This is a genomic window from Rhodococcus sp. BP22 (assembly GCF_014281965.1).
Lineage (GTDB): Bacteria > Actinomycetota > Actinomycetes > Mycobacteriales > Mycobacteriaceae > Rhodococcoides.
Genome location: NZ_JACFTB010000006.1, coordinates 269,245 through 285,901 on the forward strand (window position 1 = coordinate 269,245; position 16,657 = coordinate 285,901).

Below are 16,657 nucleotides of genomic sequence, written 5' to 3' on the forward strand. Positions count from 1 at the left end.
CCTCGGCAAACGGGATGACGCGCGCAACCCGTCGGCGCACATTAGGGTTGGCAAATATGAGCGGCGACATCACGGGCACCGAGGCCTGGAAGAACCTGACGGCACACCACCACTCCATCGGCGACACCCATCTGCGCGATCTGTTCGCCGCCGATCCGGATCGTGGCCGCGAGTTCACCGTCGACGCCGGTGAACTACACATCGACTACAGCAAGCATCGCATCGACCGCGACACCCTCTCGCTGCTCGTCGAGCTCGCACGGACAGCCGATGTCGAAGGCCATCGCGACGCCATGTTCGCAGGCAAGCACATCAACACCTCGGAAGACCGCGCCGTACTGCACACCGCGTTGCGGCTACCCGCCGACGCAACCCTCGAGGTCGACGGCCAGAACATCGTCGCCGACGTGCACGAAGTACTGACGCGGATGGGTGAATTCACCGATCGCGTTCGCTCGGGCGAGTGGACCGGAGCCAGTGGCCAGAAAATCAGAACCGTCGTCAACATCGGTATCGGCGGCAGCGACCTCGGACCCGTCATGGTCTACCGCGCGTTGCGCCACTACGCGGACGCAGGCATCGAAGCGCGTTTCGTCTCCAACGTCGATCCTGCGGACCTGGTTGCCGCGCTCGCCGACCTCGATCCGGCGACCACGTTGTTCGTGATCGCATCGAAGACGTTCTCGACACTCGAAACCCTCACCAACGCCACCGGTGCACGACGCTGGCTGACGGCAACCCTCGGCGAGGACGCCGTCGCCAAGCACTTCGTCGCCGTCTCAACCAATGCCGAACGGGTCGCCGAGTTCGGCATCGACACCGCCAACATGTTCGGCTTCTGGGACTGGGTCGGCGGTCGGTATTCCGTCGACTCGGCAATCGGCCTCTCGGTCATGGCCGCCGTCGGCAAGGAAGCATTCGGGGAGTTCCTCGACGGATTCCACCGCATCGACGAGCATTTCCGTACGACCCCGCTCGAACAGAACGCGCCGGTACTCCTCGGACTGATCGGGCTCTGGTACACCAACTTCTTCGGCTCGGAAACCCGAGCAGTACTTCCTTATTCGAACGACCTCTCGCGCTTCCCCGCCTACCTCCAACAATTGACGATGGAATCGAACGGCAAGTCCGTCAAGGCCGACGGCACGCCCGTCACCACCTCGACCGGTGAGATCTTCTGGGGCGAGCCCGGTACCAACGGGCAGCACGCGTTCTATCAATTGCTGCACCAGGGAACACGTTTGGTGCCCGCCGACTTCATCGGATTCGCCGAGCCCACCGACGACCTCCCCACCCGCGACGGCACCGGCAGCATGCACGACCTGCTGATGAGCAACTACTTCGCACAGACCCAGGTGCTGGCATTCGGCAAGACCGCCGAGGAGATCGCCGCCGAAGGCACCGAGGCCGACGTCGTACCGCACAAGGTCATGCCCGGCAATCGGCCGACGACATCGATACTCGCCCCGAAGCTGACACCGTCCGTCGTGGGTCAGCTCATCGCCCTCTACGAGCAGCAGGTGTTCGTCGAGGGCGTCGTATGGGGCGTCGACCCCTTCGACCAGTGGGGCGTCGAACTCGGCAAAACCCAGGCGCTCGAACTGACCCCCGTCCTCACCGACGTCGACGCCCCGGCGCCGCAGAGCGATTCCTCCACCGACGCCCTCGTACGTTGGTACCGCGATCAGCGGGGTCGGGCGAAGTAGCGTCGGGTTGGGTCCGGAGGACTGGGTCCGGGCGCAATTTACTCCCCTATTTGGGATTCGAACCTCCTGCAGGGGGTTCGAATCCCTATACGGGGAGCAAATTGTCCGGAGATGAATCCAAACGGTCTCGATCCACGTCCAACTGGGTATGGACTTTGATCAACCGGGCATGTTCACCCGCGCCGACGCGCTTGCATCCGGCTATACGGACGACGATCTGCGCCGCAGTCGAGCGGACCGAACCCTGCTGTCGATTCGTCGTGGCTACTTCGTGCGATCAGCGGTGTACCGAACACTGGATTCCGCCGAGCAGCACCTCCTGCTCGCCAAGGCGTTCTTGCCGGACTCCGCAGGTGATGCGGTGCTCAGTCACGTTTCCGCCGCGGTGTTGCACGGTATGCCGGTATGGGGCATCGCTCTCGACAAAGCTTGCCTGACGATCGGACGAAGCTACGCCAGCAAGCGGGGCAGACGACGGATCCTGCACGGGACGCGTCTGCTCGACTCCGATCGCATGATCATCGACGGCGTACCGGTGACGGTTGCTGCGCGGACGGTGATCGACCTGGCAAGAACCGAGGGCGTCGAGCAGTCGGTGTGTGTCGGTGACCAGGCACTGCACAGTGGTCTGACGACCGCGTTCGAGTTGGCCGAAGCAGTCGACGACGCCGCTGGACGAACTGGGGTGGGCCGCGCGCGCCACGCTGTCGGCCTCATGTCCTCCCGCAGCGAAAGCGTCGGCGAATCGAGGAGTCGACTGCTCTTTCACAACCTCGGCTTGCCCACGCCCTTGCTGAACCAGTGGGTCTACGACGCTTCAGGGGCTTTCCTGGGCAGGGTGGACTTCCTGTTTCCCCGTGGCGTGATCGGAGAGTTCGACGGTGAGGGTAAATACGAGTCGAATCCTGTGCGAGCCGTCATCGACGAAAAGAACCGCCACAACCGTCTGCACGACCTCGGGTGGGTAGTCGTTCGGTGGGACTGGCGAGACCTATCGAAGCCTGGCGTCCTGGCCGAGCGTCTGCTTGGTGCTTTTCGCCGGGCCGAAGCCCATGGCGCGCCGATTGGTACGTACCGGTCGGATCGGCTCCCCTAGTTGGGATCCGAACCTCCTGCAGGGGGTTCGGATCCCAACTAGGGGAGTAAATTCGGCCCCTCCGCTTACACCCGAGCCAACACCGCCCGCGTATCCACTCCGGTGGGCAGTGTTCCGAATGCACCGCCCCAATCCTCACCGAGTCTGCTGGCGCAGAATGCGTCGGCGACGGCCGGGTCGCCGTGGCGGACGAGAAGCGATCCTTGGAAGACGAGTGCCATGAGTTCGACGACGCGTCGAGCGCGGTATTCGATGTCGGAGCGGTCCGACAGTTCTTTGCCGACGCGTGCAATGGCGTCGTCGAGTCGCGAGTCCGATCCGGATGCCAACGACACTTCGGTGAAATACGCTTCGACACTGTCCGGCTGCTTGGCAAGTGCGCGAAGCGAATCCAGCGCTGCGACGTTGCCCGAGCCCTCCCAGATCGACATCAGCGGCGATTCGCGAAAGAGCCGCGGCATCCCGGATTCTTCGACGTAACCGTTGCCGCCGAGGCATTCGAGAGCTTCGGCGGCATGTGAGGGTGCACGTTTGCAGACCCAATACTTGCTGACGGCCAGGGCGATTCGACGCAACTCGGCTTCACCGGCATCACCGTGTGCTGCGCGATCGGTGGCTCCGGCCAATCGCATCATGGCCACGGTTGCCGCCTCCGATTCGATCACCAAGTCCGACAGGACATTGCGCATCAGTGGCTGATCTATCAGTGGCACACCGAATGCGGAACGGTGGCGGGCGTGATGCACCGCGCGGACGGTTGCGTTACGTATTCCCGACGCCGAGCCGATGACGCAGTCGAGGCGGGTCATGTTGACCATCTCGATGATGGTCTGCACGCCGCGTCCTTCTTCGCCGACGAGCCATCCCGTCGCGCCCTGGTATTCGAGTTCGCCCGAGGCATTGGACTTGTTGCCGAGTTTGTCCTTCAACCGTTGGAGCACTATTCGATTGCGGGTTCCGTCGGGCAGTATTCGAGGGAGCAGGAAGCACGACAGTCCACCGGGTGCGTGCGCCAACGTGAGGAACATGTCGGACATCGGCGCGGAGGTGAACCATTTGTGTCCGACGATTGTGAATGTTCCGTCGGAGGACGGAGTGGCCGTGGTGGTGTTGGCTCGGACGTCGGACCCGCCTTGTTTTTCGGTCATCGACATTCCGGCGATGAGCCCCCGCTTGGTTGTGGGAACGCGAAGACCGAAATCGTAGTGGGTCGATGCGAGCAGAGGTTCGTACATGTCGGCCAGCTCTGGATTGTGGCGTAGTGCAGGCACCGCCGCGTATGTCATGGAGATCGGACACATGTGGCCTGCCTCGGCTTGACCCCAGGCATAGAACTTGGCGGCGCGGGCAACGTGGGCGCCGGAGCGATCGCACCGCCAGGGCGTCGCGTGCAGTCCGTTGGCCACTGCGACCGACATCAGGTCGTGCCAGTGCGGATGAAACTCCACTTCGTCGACGCGGTTGCCGTAGCGGTCGTGGGTGCGCAGGATGGGAGGGTTCTCGTTGGCGAGCCGACCCCATTCCTGCACTTCGACACTGCCTGCGAGATCCCCGAGTTCGCGAAGCTCGCTCAACGCCCACTCCCCTCCCTCGCGGTGGAGTCCTTCGAGGAGGGTCGCGTCGTCCGAGGTGTCGTACGGCACCAGATCGGGCACCTGGTTGAACACGGTGTGGGTGACGGGAAATTCAACGGTCAAGGCGAACTCCTAACGAGCGCAGGGCGAATGCAACGAGATCGGGTACGACGTCGGGCTCTGTCGCTGACGAACTATCCGGACCGAGTGGACCGACGAGAACTTCACCGACGGCACCGACGAGCCCCGCCGCCGCGAGTTCGGCGTTCTGCTCCGGAATGTCTCCCGCCGCGATGCCTGCAACGACTGCGCGGGCGATAGCGTCGGTGAAGCTCCTGCGGAAGACGAGCCGTTCGGCGTCGACTGCGCGATCGACGGGTTCTGCGAGCAGCGCGTAGGCCATGGTGCGGTTTTTCAAGGCGCGTCCGGCGAAGGTCTCGACGATGGCCGTGACTCGTTCGATGACAGTGCCGGTGGAACCGGCCTCCGCGACGGCGGCGACCTCCCGGCTGCATACTTCGCGAAATATTGCCACGACGAGGTCGGATTTACTGGCGAAGTGGGTGTACACGCTGCCTGCGGAGACTCCGGCCGCGGCGGCGACCGAGGCGATCGACAGGCCCTTGTAGCCCTGCGCGGAGAGCACGTCGATGGCGGACGCGAAGAGTGTGGCGCGTCCGGCGTCGAGTCTGGCTTGCACGGCCGTGGTGCGGCGATACGGCATGTGAAGGATTGAAGCACCGATTCAGTGCTTCACGCAAGACCTCTCGAGTACGGTCTAGACATGTCAGTTTCGATCGTGCGCTCCGGGCCGGTAACCACCATCGTGCTGTCACGACCGGAATCCCGCAACGCGGTGGACGGACCTACAGCCGCCCTACTCGTCGCGGCCTTCGAGGAGTTCGACGCCGACGAAGACGCAGCCGTCGCGGTGCTGTGGGGCGAGGGCGGCACGTTCTGCTCGGGAGCCGACCTCAAAGCGGTGGGCACCGAAAGATCGAATCACGCCACCGAACACGGCGATGGTCCGATGGGCCCGACGCGGATGCGGCTGTCGAAACCTGTCATCGCTGCGGTCTCCGGCTTCGCAGTCGCGGGCGGACTGGAACTCGCCCTGTGGTGCGACCTACGAATTGTGGAGCAGAACAGTACCTTCGGGGTCTTTTGCCGACGCTGGGGCGTACCACTCATCGACGGTGGGACCGTGCGATTGCCGAGGCTGATCGGTGCCTCACGCGCGATGGATCTCATCCTGACCGGCCGTGCCGTCGACGCGGAGGAAGCACTCGCGATAGGCCTGGCAAACCGAGTCGTCCCGACGGGGCGTGCACGGGCGGAAGCCGAAGCTCTCGCCGCGCAACTCAGCACACTTCCGCAGACCTGCCTTCGTCAGGATCGAATGTCACTGCTGGAGCAGGACGGTAAGAGCGAAGAAGATGCCATCGTCAACGAATTCCGACACGGGGCAATCTCCATGGCGGCCGATGCCCTCGCCGGTGCCGAGAAGTTCGCGTCGGGCGCAGGAAGGCACGGCGTACCGAACCCGTGATGTCAGCCCGACTCTCCGTCATAGACGACATCTTTCTGCGCACCCATCGAGGCTTCGGCATTCCTATCGTGCTCCAGGGAGTGTGGCGCAGCGACGACGCCGTCGATCACGTCGAACTGGCGGCAATCCACTCCAACCTCTCGTTGGGGCCACTCGGGCGCCGGGTCGTCACCCCGGCCGTGCCCGGTGCTCGACGGCGCTGGGCACCGAGCACCGACTCACTACCGCTCGAGTACGACACCACTCCCCTGGCGGCGTCGGAGGTACTCGATTGGGCAGATGCACAGGGTGAATGCGACCTCGACCCGGAAGCCGGCCCCAGCTGGCGGCTCTCGGCACGGTCGACCGACAACGGCGGCACCGTCCTGTCACTGGTGTGCTCACATGTCGTCGCCGATGCTGCGGGTCTGATCGACGCGGCAGGGATGGCTTTCACCGGAATCGTCCCGCCGGAGTCGCATGCGCACCCGATCTCCGATGTCTGCGACGCCGTCGCACTGGTCTGGCGTGTTACCAAAGCTGGCGTTCCAGCCCTCGCCGGCCTGCTGTTCAGTCGGCGTGCTCGGAGCGAACTTCGTGAGTTCGTCCGAGCTTCGTCCGGGGCGAGCCCGCACGAAGTGTCTGTCGCCACTGCGGTATTCGATATCGATGCGCGTCTGAGCAATTCGGAGTTCATCTCCGTCGTCACCGAAATCATGGTGGCGCTCGGGCAGCACGAACCGGTGTCGATCAATGTCCCGTTCCGCTCGAACACACCGGGCGCCAATGGAATCGGAATGGCCACGGTTCACATCTCACGCACCGATTCACTCGCGGAGATCAAGAACGCCTGCAAGCGTGCGTTCACCACCCCCGCAGGTGCTCCGAGCGGATTCCCTGCCGAGATGGTTCAGCTCCTGCCGGAGCGGGCTGCAGCGGCGCTCACCTCGGCGCCGGGGCACGCGGCGGCCCTGTGTTCCAACATCGGCGACCTACCCGGTTCGGTCGGTGTCATCGGCAGCCATCGCGCAAGCACCGTGGCGACGCGGGCGCTACACCCTCACTCCGGGTCGGCGCGCACCACCACGATCCTGTCCGCTTACCTCTCGACGCTGAACGGGACGTCGACGTTGTCGCTTGTCGGCACCGATCCTGCGTTGATTCCGTCCTCCGAAACTTTGGCCGATTGCGCGCATGCGGTGTTGACGCATCGGCAACTCACTGCCCGATCGTGGCGATAGAAGTGAACCGATAGAAGTGAGCACCGTCGAGCAGGTCGAGCACTACCTGCGGTAGGTCACACCAACCGGTTGGAAATTTTGTTCGGCAGGAAACGCAGAGCGATATCGATGCCCTGCCACTTGAGTCCTGGCAACGCAGCACGTCGCGATTCTTTCTCGATGGCGCCGACCATTGCGCTGACACCCTCGTCGAGAGTTGCGGTCAGAGAGGAGTTGTCGCCGGCCTTCGAGGACATGTCCGTGGCAATGAATCCGGGCAAGAGCGTCGTGACGACGATGTCCGTCTTGGCGAGTTCGGTGGCCAACGCTTCACCGAGGGCGGCGACTCCGGCCTTGCTTGCCGAGTACACGGCCTTCGCACCGGGAAGACCGCGGTCCGCGCTGATGGACGAGACGAGTACGAGATGACCGTGCTTCTGTGCACGAAAGATTTCGAGGGCTGCCTCGGCCTGCGACAAGGCACCGACGAAGTTGGTGCGTGCGGTTGCGAGGTTGGCATCCGCGCGTCCTGATCCGATTTTCGCGCCTTTACCGAGACCGGCATTGACGATGACGCGGTCGAGACCTGAAAGTTCGTCTTTCAACTCCCCGAATACGCGGACGACAGCGTCATGATCGGTCACGTCGAGTGCTCGAACGGCAACCTTGATTCCGGGGTTGGCGGCGATGAGTTCCTCACGCAGCACGTCCAGTCTGTCGACTCGGCGCGCGCACAGCGCCAGATCTCTGCCGGTGGCTGCAAACCGCCGGGCCATCTCCTCCCCGAGCCCCGAGCTGGCACCGGTGATCAGGATCTTCTTCCTCGTCTTCCCTGTCATGACCGCCGACCCTATGCCACGCTGGAGTAATGACCGAAAAGAGTACCGACGAATTCGATGTCATCGTGATCGGCGGCGGGCCCGTCGGCGAGAACGCAGCAAGTTATGCCATCGCCGGCAGCGATCGCACCGCAGTCATCGTCGAGCACGAACTCGTCGGCGGCGAATGCTCGTATTGGGCGTGCATGCCGAGCAAAGCGTTGCTGCGCTCCGGCGAGGTCTTCGACACTGCCCGAAACATGCCGGGCGTCCGAGAAGTGATCGGTGACCGATCACTCGACGTGGAGGCCGTGCTGGCGCGTCGGGAATCTTTCACTCACTCTCTCGACGATTCTTCCCAGGTCGAGTGGGCCGAATCCGCCGGGATCTCGGTCATCCGCGGGAGCGGCCGCCTCACCGGCACCAAGACGGTCGACGTCGGTGGACGGACGCTGACAGCCCGACACGCTGTGGTTCTCGCAACGGGAACTACGGCATCGATCCCGAACACCCCCGGGCTGCGTGATGCGTTGCCGTGGATATCTCGCGACGCCACCAACATGCACGAGGTTCCCGCCCGAATCGCCATCATCGGTGGCGGTGTCGTGGCGTGCGAGAGCGCTACGTGGCTACTGTCCTTCGGTGCCGAGGTGACCATGATCGTCCGCGGGTCGACTCTGCTTGCGTCCGGCGAACCGTTCGCCAGTGACCTCGTGGCAGATGCGCTTCGTGCGCGCGGCGCGAAGATTCGCTTCGATGCGGAGTTGACGAGCGTGTCGCGTCCCGATGCGCGCGGCACCGGAGTCGGCAAGATCCACGGCGGACCGGTCGAATTGACGGTCGGCGGCGAGAGAATCACCGCGGACGAGGTTCTCGTTGCGGCGGGACGACGCCCGGCAAGCGCAGACCTCGGACTCTCGACAGTCGGGATGGTCGACGGGAAGTACATCGACACCGATGACCACTTGTCAGTGGCCGGCACCGAGTGGCTGTACGCGGCGGGTGATATCAACGGCCGCGCTCCGCTGACACATATGGGCAAGTACCAAGCCAGGATTGCCGGTGATGTCATCGCTGCGCGAGCCGAAGGTAAACCGTTGCACGGCAAGAGGTTCGCTGCCACCGCTGATCACGGGCAGATACCTCAGGTGGTCTTCACTGCGCTCGAGGTCGCTTCGGTCGGGCAGACCGAGAAGCAGGCCCGCGAGGCGGGCATAGACGTCGAGATTCTGGGCGTGGACATCGCCGTCGCCGGGTCTTCGCTGCAGCAGGACGACTATTCCGGTCATGCACAGTTGGTGGTCGACAAGGCTGCTGACGTCATCGTCGGTGCAACCTTCGTAGGGGCGGGGGTGGCCGAATTGATCCATGCGGCAACCGTTGCCGTTGTCGGCAAGGTGACGCTGGACGACCTGTGGCATGCAGTCCCGTCCTACCCGACCGTCAGTGAGGTGTGGTTGCGGTTGCTCGAATCGCGCCGTGAGTAGCCGTCAGCGCAACGAGGCGGCCGCAATGCCCGCATAGGCCTCTGCGTCTCGACGCCGGATTCTAAGCGCGACGAGGACACCGGCGATCGCAGCCAGGATCAGGACAACCGGGATGGCGTTGACGACAACAGAATCGGATCCGGTCAGAGTGCTGTAATGGGTTCCAGCCAGGATCAACCCCGTCGTCAAGCCGATGAACCCGATCCCCGGAGCGATGACCGTGCGCACCATCGACCGGTCCGGACGCGTCCAGAAGAAGACCACGACCGACAAGGCGGCTGCCGCCTGTAACGCGATGATTCCCAACGTGCCGAGACCGATTGCGCCCGCTGCCACCACCAGGTACGGATCAGCGCCCACAACCGCGAATACGACAAGTACGAAGGTGCTGACAGCCGTCACCGTCACGCTGCCGATGTGCGGGCTGAAATGTACGGCATGGAACCGTCCGAGAACCTCGGGTAGTACTCGTTCACGGCCGAGCGCGAACAGGTACCGACTGGCGGCATTGTGCACCGCCAGATACGACGCGAGAACGCTGGTGCACAGCAACACTGCGGTGCCGTCGTAAAGGATCGTTCCACCGTATTCCTGGGCCAAAGCGAACAGTAGATTCCCGAGTTCGGTCTGCGCCATCGCCGGCGCGTCGAGCCCTCCGGCGGCACCGACGATGATCCAACTGGTGAGCACGTAGAACACCGCGATGGTCGAGACGGCGATATACGTCGCGCGAGGAATGCTGCGTTGTGGGTCTTTCGTCTCTTCCCCGTACAGTGCAGCGGACTCGAATCCGATGAAGCTGGAGAATGCGAACATCATCGCAATGCCGATCGATCCGGAGAATACCTGTGCCGGAGCGAAAGATTCGAGCGGGAGAGCAGCCGTACCTTTCTGCCCGAGAACAAGAACGTCGAACACCGTCAGGAACGCGAACTCGGCGACCATCAACGTACCGAGCACCTTCGCCGACAGATCGGCGTTACGAAACCCGAGACAGGCGACGATGGCGACGGCGACGGCGGTGAAGACCCACCAGGGCACGTCGAGGCCCGAATCGAGGACCACGAGGTGGGTGAAGTATCCGAATGCTGCGGCCAGTCCGCATGCGAGCGAGGTGTACGCGAGCACCGCTACGTACGCGGCTGCGACACCCGGCGGTTTACCGAGCGCAAGCCCTACGTAGGTGTAGAAGGCGCCCGTGTTGATCACTTGCTGGCTCATCGCCGCGAACCCGACCGAGAAACACAGCAGCACAATGCCGCTGACTGCGAATGCGGCAGGCAGGCCCGCACCGTTTCCTCTGATGAGCGCCAAGGGAACGTTTCCGATCATGGCAGCCATCGGTGCTGCTGCCGCGACGACAAGGAACACCACGCGGCCGGTGGTGAGTGTGCGCCGATCGTTCATGCGTCTCCGTACTTCTGTGAAAGCACCCAGGTGCTTTCCGCCACCATCGAGGTAAGAAGCTACGCCCCTTTTTCCTCGATCACATCGCGACTGGAGAATTCACCGGGTGCGGAGGTGGGGCGCCGTTGGCCATCGCCGCCGCATTCTCGGCGCAGAGCCGTGCCATCTCCGATCGCACCGATACCGTGGCACTTCCGACATGCGGTAGGAGCACTACATTGGGCAACCCGGCAAGGCCGGGTGCCAGCTTCGGTTCGTTCTCGTACACGTCGAGTCCTGCGCCACCGATGACGCCTTCACGCAGAGCCGTAACCAAGGCAGTCTCGTCGACCACGGGTCCGCGAGCAGTGTTGATCAAGATCGACGAATTCTTCATCGCTCGCAACGTCGACGCATCGACGAGGTGATGGGTGTCGGCGGTGAGCGGAACATGCAGCGACAGAAAGTCACTCGTCGTCACCAGCTCGTCCCACGATACGTGCTGGACGCGGCCGGCGAACTCTCCCAGTTCGTCTTCGGTCACCTCGCGGTCGGACGGCGGGCGTGGACAGAACTGGACCGTCATGCCGAATCCGAGGGCCCGACGGGCTGTAGCGCGTGCGATGCGGCCGAAGCCGGCGAGACCGAGCACCCGTCCGGACACGTCGGAGCCGAGCATCAGCTCGGGCTCCCATCCGGTGAATGCGCCGGATCGAACGAAGTTGTCTGCCTCGATCACACGCCTGGCCGTCGACAGCATGAGTAGTAGCGCAATGTCCGCTGTCGAATCCGTCAGTACCCCGGGTGTATTGGCGACGGTGATACCGTGCTCCGTTGCCGCTGCAACGTCGATGTTGTCGTACCCGACCGCGTAGTTGGAGATGCCGGTGATGTTCGCTGAGGCGAGTAGTTCGCGGTCGAACAGATCATGCAACTGAGACACCACGACGCTGTACTCCCCCGAGGCGCAGCGTTCGGCCAGCCCGTCGTGGTCGACGGTGAGCAGTTCCACCTCGGCGGCAGCGGCGAGAATGTCCATCCCTGGCGCTGGAATCGGCGCGGTGACCAAGATTTTTCTCATATGACCCACTCGAACGCGGGGGCATGACCGGGCAGTGCATTCTGAACCGACTTGGAATGCATGGGTGCTCCGAGATCTATCGACAGCTGTTCCGATATCCCCACCATGGCTGCCAGGGTAGCGGGAGTCAGCCTGTACATCAGAGTCCCATCTCTTCTTCGGTCCTACCGAGAAGAGTCGAGAGCACTTCTCTGGTGTGCTCGCCGAGGTCCGGACCGACCGAGCGGATCGGAATCGATTTGTCACCGATCACGGGCACGATTCCGACAAATCCCACCTCGGCCGGTTCGGCTTCACCGGTGTCCACCACGAAGTTCTGAATCATGTTGCGCGCCTTGTACTGCTCGTCGGCGACGACGTCCGCTGCAGTGTAGATCGGGCCGGACGGCACACCAGCCTCGTCGAGAATCCTCAATGCGTCCTCACGGGAATGCAGTCCGGTCCAAGCCGAGATGGCGGCGTCCAACTCCTCGCGCCTGCTCCAACGGCCGGCATTCGTGGACAGCTCCGGATCGGCGCCGAGGTCGGGGCGGTCGATCGTGGCCATGTAGCGCGCAAAGATCGCATCTCCGTTGCCCGCGATGATGATCGAATGACCGTCGTTGCAGGGGTAAGCGTTCGACGGCGCGATGCCTTCCATCCGGCCACCGACCCGCCCACGTTCGACGCCGTAGGCGAGGTAGTCGGGGATGAGCGATTCCATCATGGACAGAATCGATTCGTTGAGTGCAACGTCGATGGACCGCTCCGACAACGACAATGCAGACTTCGCATTCTGTCGCTGAAACAGCGCCATGACGCACCCGAACGCCGCGTACAGCCCGGCGATGGAGTCACCGATGGAGACTCCGACGCGGACCGGCGGTCGATCGGCGTCGCCCACAAGATTCCGGAATCCGCCGTAGGCCTCGGCGACTGCCGCAAAACCTGGACGATCGGACATCGGGCCGGTCTGCCCGAACGCCGAAATGCGGGTAATGATCAACTCGGGATTCTTCGCACTGAGCACTTCGGGCGAGAGCCCCCACCTCTCGAGCGTGCCCGGCCGAAAGTTCTCCAACACGATGTCGCATTTCTCCGCCAAGTCGATGACATCCCGACGCCCTTGCTCGGTGCGGAGATCGAGCACTATCGACTTCTTGTTCCGGTTGATCGTCCGATAGAGCATCGAGGTAGTTCCGGAGTAGAGCCGCCAGTTGCGTAGCTCGTCGCCCGTTCCAGGGCGCTCGACTTTGATGACCTCGGCCCCGAAGTCGGCCAGCATCCTGGCCGCGGTGGGTGCCGCAATGTAATTTCCGAGCTCGAGGACGCGAACACCACTGAGCGGCAACATGTTCTCCCTTTCGTACCTCGAAGTGGAAGCATCACACTTGATTGTCCAGCTGCGATAGAGTCACCGTCGAACTGCCTGATCCGCCGACGAATGAGGTATAGCACATGAAAAGACTTGCAGCCGTTGCTCTCACTGCAGCCGTCATAGGCCTTGCGGCGCCCGGAGTCGCAAGTGCGGATACCGGCAGCTCGAATACCGGCAGTTCAGAGATAGCGTCGGCGGCGACAGGGCTGTTGTCGTTCTTCGCGGAGGTATGGGCGAACTGCGGGTTTCTTGGGTTTACGAACCAATGCGGAGCCCCGGGCGAAAATGCGTACATCGGCTGAGATCGAAAGCCGAGAGCTATGAACTACTGGACCGACGCGCCCTGATCCAGGCCACAGCGCGCAACCTATCGCAGGGGTTGGGCTCGTTTCACCTGCGACGACGCCTTTGCCGCATCCAGTTCCACCGGGGAGTGCAGGGTCACCGGACCCACGCGCAGGATGCCGTCGTTCAGTGGTTCGGTCCGCAGGCCACCGCGGCCGATCAATGCTTTCCGGGCGCCGGCGATCACCATCGAATCCATCCATGAACAGGGATGCGCGGGCCTACCTCCACGGAATCGCACTGCGCCTTCACCGGAGTCGAGTTCGAATTCGATGCCACGCAGCGGATCGAGTTCGACGCCGCGGATCACCACATTGCGCCTGGCCACGGACGGATTGGGCATGTCCGCGCCCAGCACGTCACCGGCCGCCTCCCACGCCTCCGCGGCAAGAAACGTCACCGCCGCCTCGGTGTGCGCTTTCACCCCGAAGAAGCGATCTCCGCGGATGCCCTTGTTCGCGACGATCTCGACGCGGTCGACCAGCTCGGTGGACACGTCCGCCGCCGGGCCGTCCTTCGAACGACCGAAGTACGCATGGGCAGGAGATACGAGAAGTTGCACGATCTCGGCGCGGTAGTGGAAAACCATTCCCCCATTCTCCACTCCTACCCCTCGGTAACGTTACATTTGTACACTCGGTGTATGTCAGCGAATACCAGAGTGGCCACGGTGGACGGCGTCATCCAAGGCAAGCCACTGGGGGACCTTCTCAGCTGGCGCGGCATCCCGTACGCGGCACCGCCCGTCGGACCGCTGCGCCTGCGTGCGCCGCAACCGACCGTCGCGTGGGAGGGCGTTCGAGACGCGACCGACTGGGGTAACGCGTCCGTGCAGAACAAGGCTTACACCAGGCTCTCCATCAACAAGTACCAGCCGGTGAGCGAGGATTGCCTCAACCTCAATGTGCTGGCCCCCGCTGCAGCGAGCGCAAAGCCGCGGCCGGTCATGGTGTTCATTCACGGCGGCGCCTATACCCTCGGTAGCTCCGCGACGCCGTTGTACGTCGGCGGCTCGTTGGTACGACGTTCGCTACGCGAGAGCGACGGCATCCTCTATGTGTCGATCAACTACCGTCTCGGAGCCCTCGGCTACCTGGATATGACCCAGTTCTCGACGCCCGAGCGGCAGTTCGACTCGAACCTCGGATTGCGCGATCAAGTGGCGGCGCTCGAATGGGTCCAGCGCAACATCGGTCGGTTCGGCGGTGACCCCGACAACGTGACGATCTTCGGCGAATCGGCAGGCGCCAACGCCGTGACCACGCTTCTCGCGACACCAGCCGCCAAAGGGCTCTTCAGGCAGGCTATTTCGGAGAGTTCGGTACCAGGGCTCGTCGCGACGCACGAGCGCGCAACACAGTGGGCGAAGGACTTCCTCGGTTTCCTCGGCGGCGACGCCGCACATGCCGCGCAGACACTGGACTCCGCCGATGTCACAGAGTTCGGCCGTGCCGGAAACAGGCTCGCCAAGTCGGTTTTCGAACAGACCCCCGGCCTGCACCCGTTCGGTCCGGTCGTCGACGGGGACTATCTTCCTTGCAATCCGCTCGAGGCCTATGCCGACGGCACCGCACACCGAGTGCCGCTGATCATCGGCACGAACAGCCGCGAGGCGACACTGTTTCCCAAGATCCTCGATGCATTGCCGACCAACCCCGAACGCATCGACAAGCTATTCGCCCTTACCGATCCGGCGGCGAAAGCGACAGTCACCGACGCCTATCCCGGCTATCCCGACGCCGAAGCCGCGATCGACCTGGGCGGGGACTTCACCTTCTGGAAGCCTTCGCTCGAGGTTGCCGAAGCGCATTCGAAGTACGCACCGACCTACAGTTACCGCTTCGACTTCGCGCCGAGAATTATGCGGTGGCTCGGACTCGACGCGACGCACGGATTCGAGATGTTTGCAGTATTCGGTCTCAACGACACGGTGGTCGGAAAGTTGATGACGATTCCAGGAGGCCGTTCGGCCTGGGCTGCTGTCACCGAGCAAGTGCAGTCGCAGTGGCTGCACTTCGCAACGACCGGCGCACCGCGGGAGTCATGGCCCGAATACTCCGAGGACACTCGCGAAACGATGATCTTCGACGTCCGCACACGCGTGCAGCGCGATCCTCGACGCGACCGTCGGCTCGCATGGGAAGGCTACCGCGGATATGCGAGCCAGATGACCGAGCCGTTCAGCGCCGCTACTTGAGAAGTCGCGACATCCGACGGTCGGCAAGAATCCTGCCGCCCGTCTGACAGGTCGCGCAGTACTGGAACGATCGCTCGACGTAGGAGACCTCGCGGACCGGGTCGCCGCACACCGGACACGGCAAACCAGTTCGGGCATGCACAGCCATCCCGGACCGCTTCTCGCCCTTCAGTCGTGCGGCGTCCTGCCCTTCGGAGCGGGCGACGGCGTCGGCGAGCACCTCGCGCATCGACCCGTACAGCACGGACACTGCTTCGGCATCGAGTTTGCCGGCCGAGGCGAACGGAGACAGTTTCGCCACGTGCAGGATCTCGTCGGAATATGCGTTTCCGATGCCGGCGATGAGCGACTGATCCACCAGGGCAGTCTTCAGTCGCGCGGTGGTGCCGCCGAGAATCTCGGCGAACTCGGGTTCGGTCACGTCCATCGCGTCGGGACCGAGGCGGGCGATGCCCGGAACTTCGCGCGGATCGTGGACGACCCACACTGCCATCCGCTTCTTGGTGCCTGCTTCGGTCAAGTCGATCGCCGGCGTCAGGCCTTCGGGAGTGAAGAAGTGGATTCGAAGCGCAAGCGGACCTTTGCCTGGCTTCGGCGGCACGTCGCTCGGCTTGTCGGTCCAGCGCAGCCAGCCGGCACGGGAGAGATGGGTGATCAACCACAGGTCGCCTGCCTGCAATCCGAGGTGTTTGCCGAACCGGGCGGCATCGGTGACGTCACGCCCCTGCAGATCGGTGACGGGTGGATCGAATGTCTTGAGGACGCTCAGCGCGGCGATGTCGATCCGGCCGATGACGGCCCCTACCGCGTGTGCGCGCAGGAACCCGGCGAGCGCTTCCACCTCGGGCAGCTCCGGCATCGA

The 16,657-nt window shown here is 63.5% G+C and carries 14 protein-coding genes; 6 read left to right on the forward strand and 8 right to left on the reverse strand.

From position 1 onward, the window contains the following. Positions 1–56 precede the first annotated feature (56 nt). Both pgi and H2510_RS15160 read left to right on the forward strand, forming a co-directional pair. On the forward strand, positions 57–1,706 hold the full coding sequence (gene pgi / locus H2510_RS15155) for a glucose-6-phosphate isomerase (protein WP_186629114.1): 1,650 nt from the start codon (positions 57–59) through the stop codon (positions 1,704–1,706). Positions 1,707–1,854: 148 nt separating this feature from the next. Next, positions 1,855–2,802 (forward strand): hypothetical protein, encoded by a 948-nt coding sequence (locus tag H2510_RS15160; RefSeq protein ID WP_186629115.1) that lies wholly within the window; start codon positions 1,855–1,857, stop codon positions 2,800–2,802. 65 nt (positions 2,803–2,867) lie between these two features. Here the strand turns inward: H2510_RS15160 and H2510_RS15165 are convergent, their stop codons facing one another. Then, entirely contained in the window at positions 2,868–4,499 is a 1,632-nt protein-coding gene (locus H2510_RS15165) for an acyl-CoA dehydrogenase family protein (RefSeq protein WP_186629116.1), read from the reverse strand. Then, the gene (locus H2510_RS15170) at positions 4,489–5,100 is read right to left on the reverse strand and encodes a TetR/AcrR family transcriptional regulator (RefSeq protein WP_186629117.1); all 612 of its coding nucleotides are present in this window, start codon (positions 5,098–5,100) and stop codon (positions 4,489–4,491) included. Before H2510_RS15170 ends, H2510_RS15165 begins: the two co-directional genes overlap by 11 nt. 60 nt (positions 5,101–5,160) lie before the next feature. Between H2510_RS15170 and H2510_RS15175 the strand changes: the two genes are divergently transcribed. Continuing rightward, on the forward strand, positions 5,161–5,925 hold the full coding sequence (locus tag H2510_RS15175; protein ID WP_136169786.1) for a crotonase/enoyl-CoA hydratase family protein: 765 nt from the start codon (positions 5,161–5,163) through the stop codon (positions 5,923–5,925). Next, positions 5,925–7,145 (forward strand): hypothetical protein, encoded by a 1,221-nt coding sequence (locus tag H2510_RS15180; protein WP_186629118.1) that lies wholly within the window; start codon positions 5,925–5,927, stop codon positions 7,143–7,145. Before H2510_RS15175 ends, H2510_RS15180 begins: the two co-directional genes overlap by 1 nt. A gap of 56 nt (positions 7,146–7,201) precedes the next feature. On the opposite strand, the gene H2510_RS15185 is transcribed toward H2510_RS15180, so the two are convergent. Then, on the reverse strand, positions 7,202–7,963 hold the full coding sequence (locus tag H2510_RS15185) for an SDR family oxidoreductase (protein ID WP_186629119.1): 762 nt from the start codon (positions 7,961–7,963) through the stop codon (positions 7,202–7,204). Positions 7,964–7,992: 29 nt separating this feature from the next. On the opposite strand from H2510_RS15185, the gene H2510_RS15190 reads away from it, so the two are divergent. Then, on the forward strand, positions 7,993–9,429 hold the full coding sequence (locus tag H2510_RS15190; RefSeq protein ID WP_186629120.1) for an NAD(P)/FAD-dependent oxidoreductase: 1,437 nt from the start codon (positions 7,993–7,995) through the stop codon (positions 9,427–9,429). Between the two features lie 3 nt (positions 9,430–9,432). Here H2510_RS15190 and H2510_RS15195 read toward each other — a convergent pair whose 3' ends face one another. From H2510_RS15195 to H2510_RS15210, 4 genes are all read right to left on the reverse strand, one after another. Beyond that, complete coding sequence (locus H2510_RS15195; protein ID WP_186629121.1) at positions 9,433–10,836, reverse strand: APC family permease; 1,404 nt, start codon at positions 10,834–10,836, stop codon at positions 9,433–9,435. 79 nt (positions 10,837–10,915) lie between these two features. Beyond that, entirely contained in the window at positions 10,916–11,896 is a 981-nt protein-coding gene (locus tag H2510_RS15200) for a D-glycerate dehydrogenase (protein WP_186629122.1), read from the reverse strand. 139 nt (positions 11,897–12,035) lie between these two features. Then, positions 12,036–13,229: a CaiB/BaiF CoA-transferase family protein gene (locus H2510_RS15205; protein WP_186629123.1), complete on the reverse strand. Its 1,194-nt coding sequence runs from the start codon at positions 13,227–13,229 to the stop codon at positions 12,036–12,038. Positions 13,230–13,620: 391 nt separating this feature from the next. Further along, the gene (locus tag H2510_RS15210; RefSeq protein WP_186629124.1) at positions 13,621–14,187 is read right to left on the reverse strand and encodes a molybdenum cofactor biosysynthesis protein; all 567 of its coding nucleotides are present in this window, start codon (positions 14,185–14,187) and stop codon (positions 13,621–13,623) included. A 54-nt stretch (positions 14,188–14,241) separates the two neighbouring features. On the opposite strand from H2510_RS15210, the gene H2510_RS15215 reads away from it, so the two are divergent. Beyond that, entirely contained in the window at positions 14,242–15,795 is a 1,554-nt protein-coding gene (locus H2510_RS15215; protein ID WP_186629125.1) for a carboxylesterase/lipase family protein, read from the forward strand. Here H2510_RS15215 and H2510_RS15220 read toward each other — a convergent pair. Further along, positions 15,788–16,654, reverse strand: a complete 867-nt coding sequence (locus H2510_RS15220; RefSeq protein ID WP_186629126.1) for an Fpg/Nei family DNA glycosylase — start codon at positions 16,652–16,654, stop codon at positions 15,788–15,790. The genes H2510_RS15215 and H2510_RS15220 overlap by 8 nt on opposite strands. Positions 16,655–16,657: the final 3 nt, after the last annotated feature.

Coding starts and splice junctions, on each gene's coding strand:
- H2510_RS15205 (WP_186629123.1), bottom strand. CDS start 13,229: ATGTTGCCGCTCAGTGGTGTTCGCGTCCTCGAGCTCGGAAATTACATT.
- H2510_RS15170 (WP_186629117.1), bottom strand. CDS start 5,100: ATGCCGTATCGCCGCACCACGGCCGTGCAAGCCAGACTCGACGCCGGA.
- H2510_RS15210 (WP_186629124.1), bottom strand. CDS start 14,187: ATGGTTTTCCACTACCGCGCCGAGATCGTGCAACTTCTCGTATCTCCT.
- H2510_RS15180 (WP_186629118.1), top strand. CDS start 5,925: ATGTCAGCCCGACTCTCCGTCATAGACGACATCTTTCTGCGCACCCAT.
- H2510_RS15190 (WP_186629120.1), top strand. CDS start 7,993: ATGACCGAAAAGAGTACCGACGAATTCGATGTCATCGTGATCGGCGGC.
- H2510_RS15200 (WP_186629122.1), bottom strand. CDS start 11,896: ATGAGAAAAATCTTGGTCACCGCGCCGATTCCAGCGCCAGGGATGGAC.
- pgi (WP_186629114.1), top strand. CDS start 57: ATGAGCGGCGACATCACGGGCACCGAGGCCTGGAAGAACCTGACGGCA.
- H2510_RS15185 (WP_186629119.1), bottom strand. CDS start 7,963: ATGACAGGGAAGACGAGGAAGAAGATCCTGATCACCGGTGCCAGCTCG.
- H2510_RS15220 (WP_186629126.1), bottom strand. CDS start 16,654: ATGCCGGAGCTGCCCGAGGTGGAAGCGCTCGCCGGGTTCCTGCGCGCA.
- H2510_RS15160 (WP_186629115.1), top strand. CDS start 1,855: ATGGACTTTGATCAACCGGGCATGTTCACCCGCGCCGACGCGCTTGCA.
- H2510_RS15215 (WP_186629125.1), top strand. CDS start 14,242: ATGTCAGCGAATACCAGAGTGGCCACGGTGGACGGCGTCATCCAAGGC.
- H2510_RS15195 (WP_186629121.1), bottom strand. CDS start 10,836: ATGAACGATCGGCGCACACTCACCACCGGCCGCGTGGTGTTCCTTGTC.
- H2510_RS15175 (WP_136169786.1), top strand. CDS start 5,161: ATGTCAGTTTCGATCGTGCGCTCCGGGCCGGTAACCACCATCGTGCTG.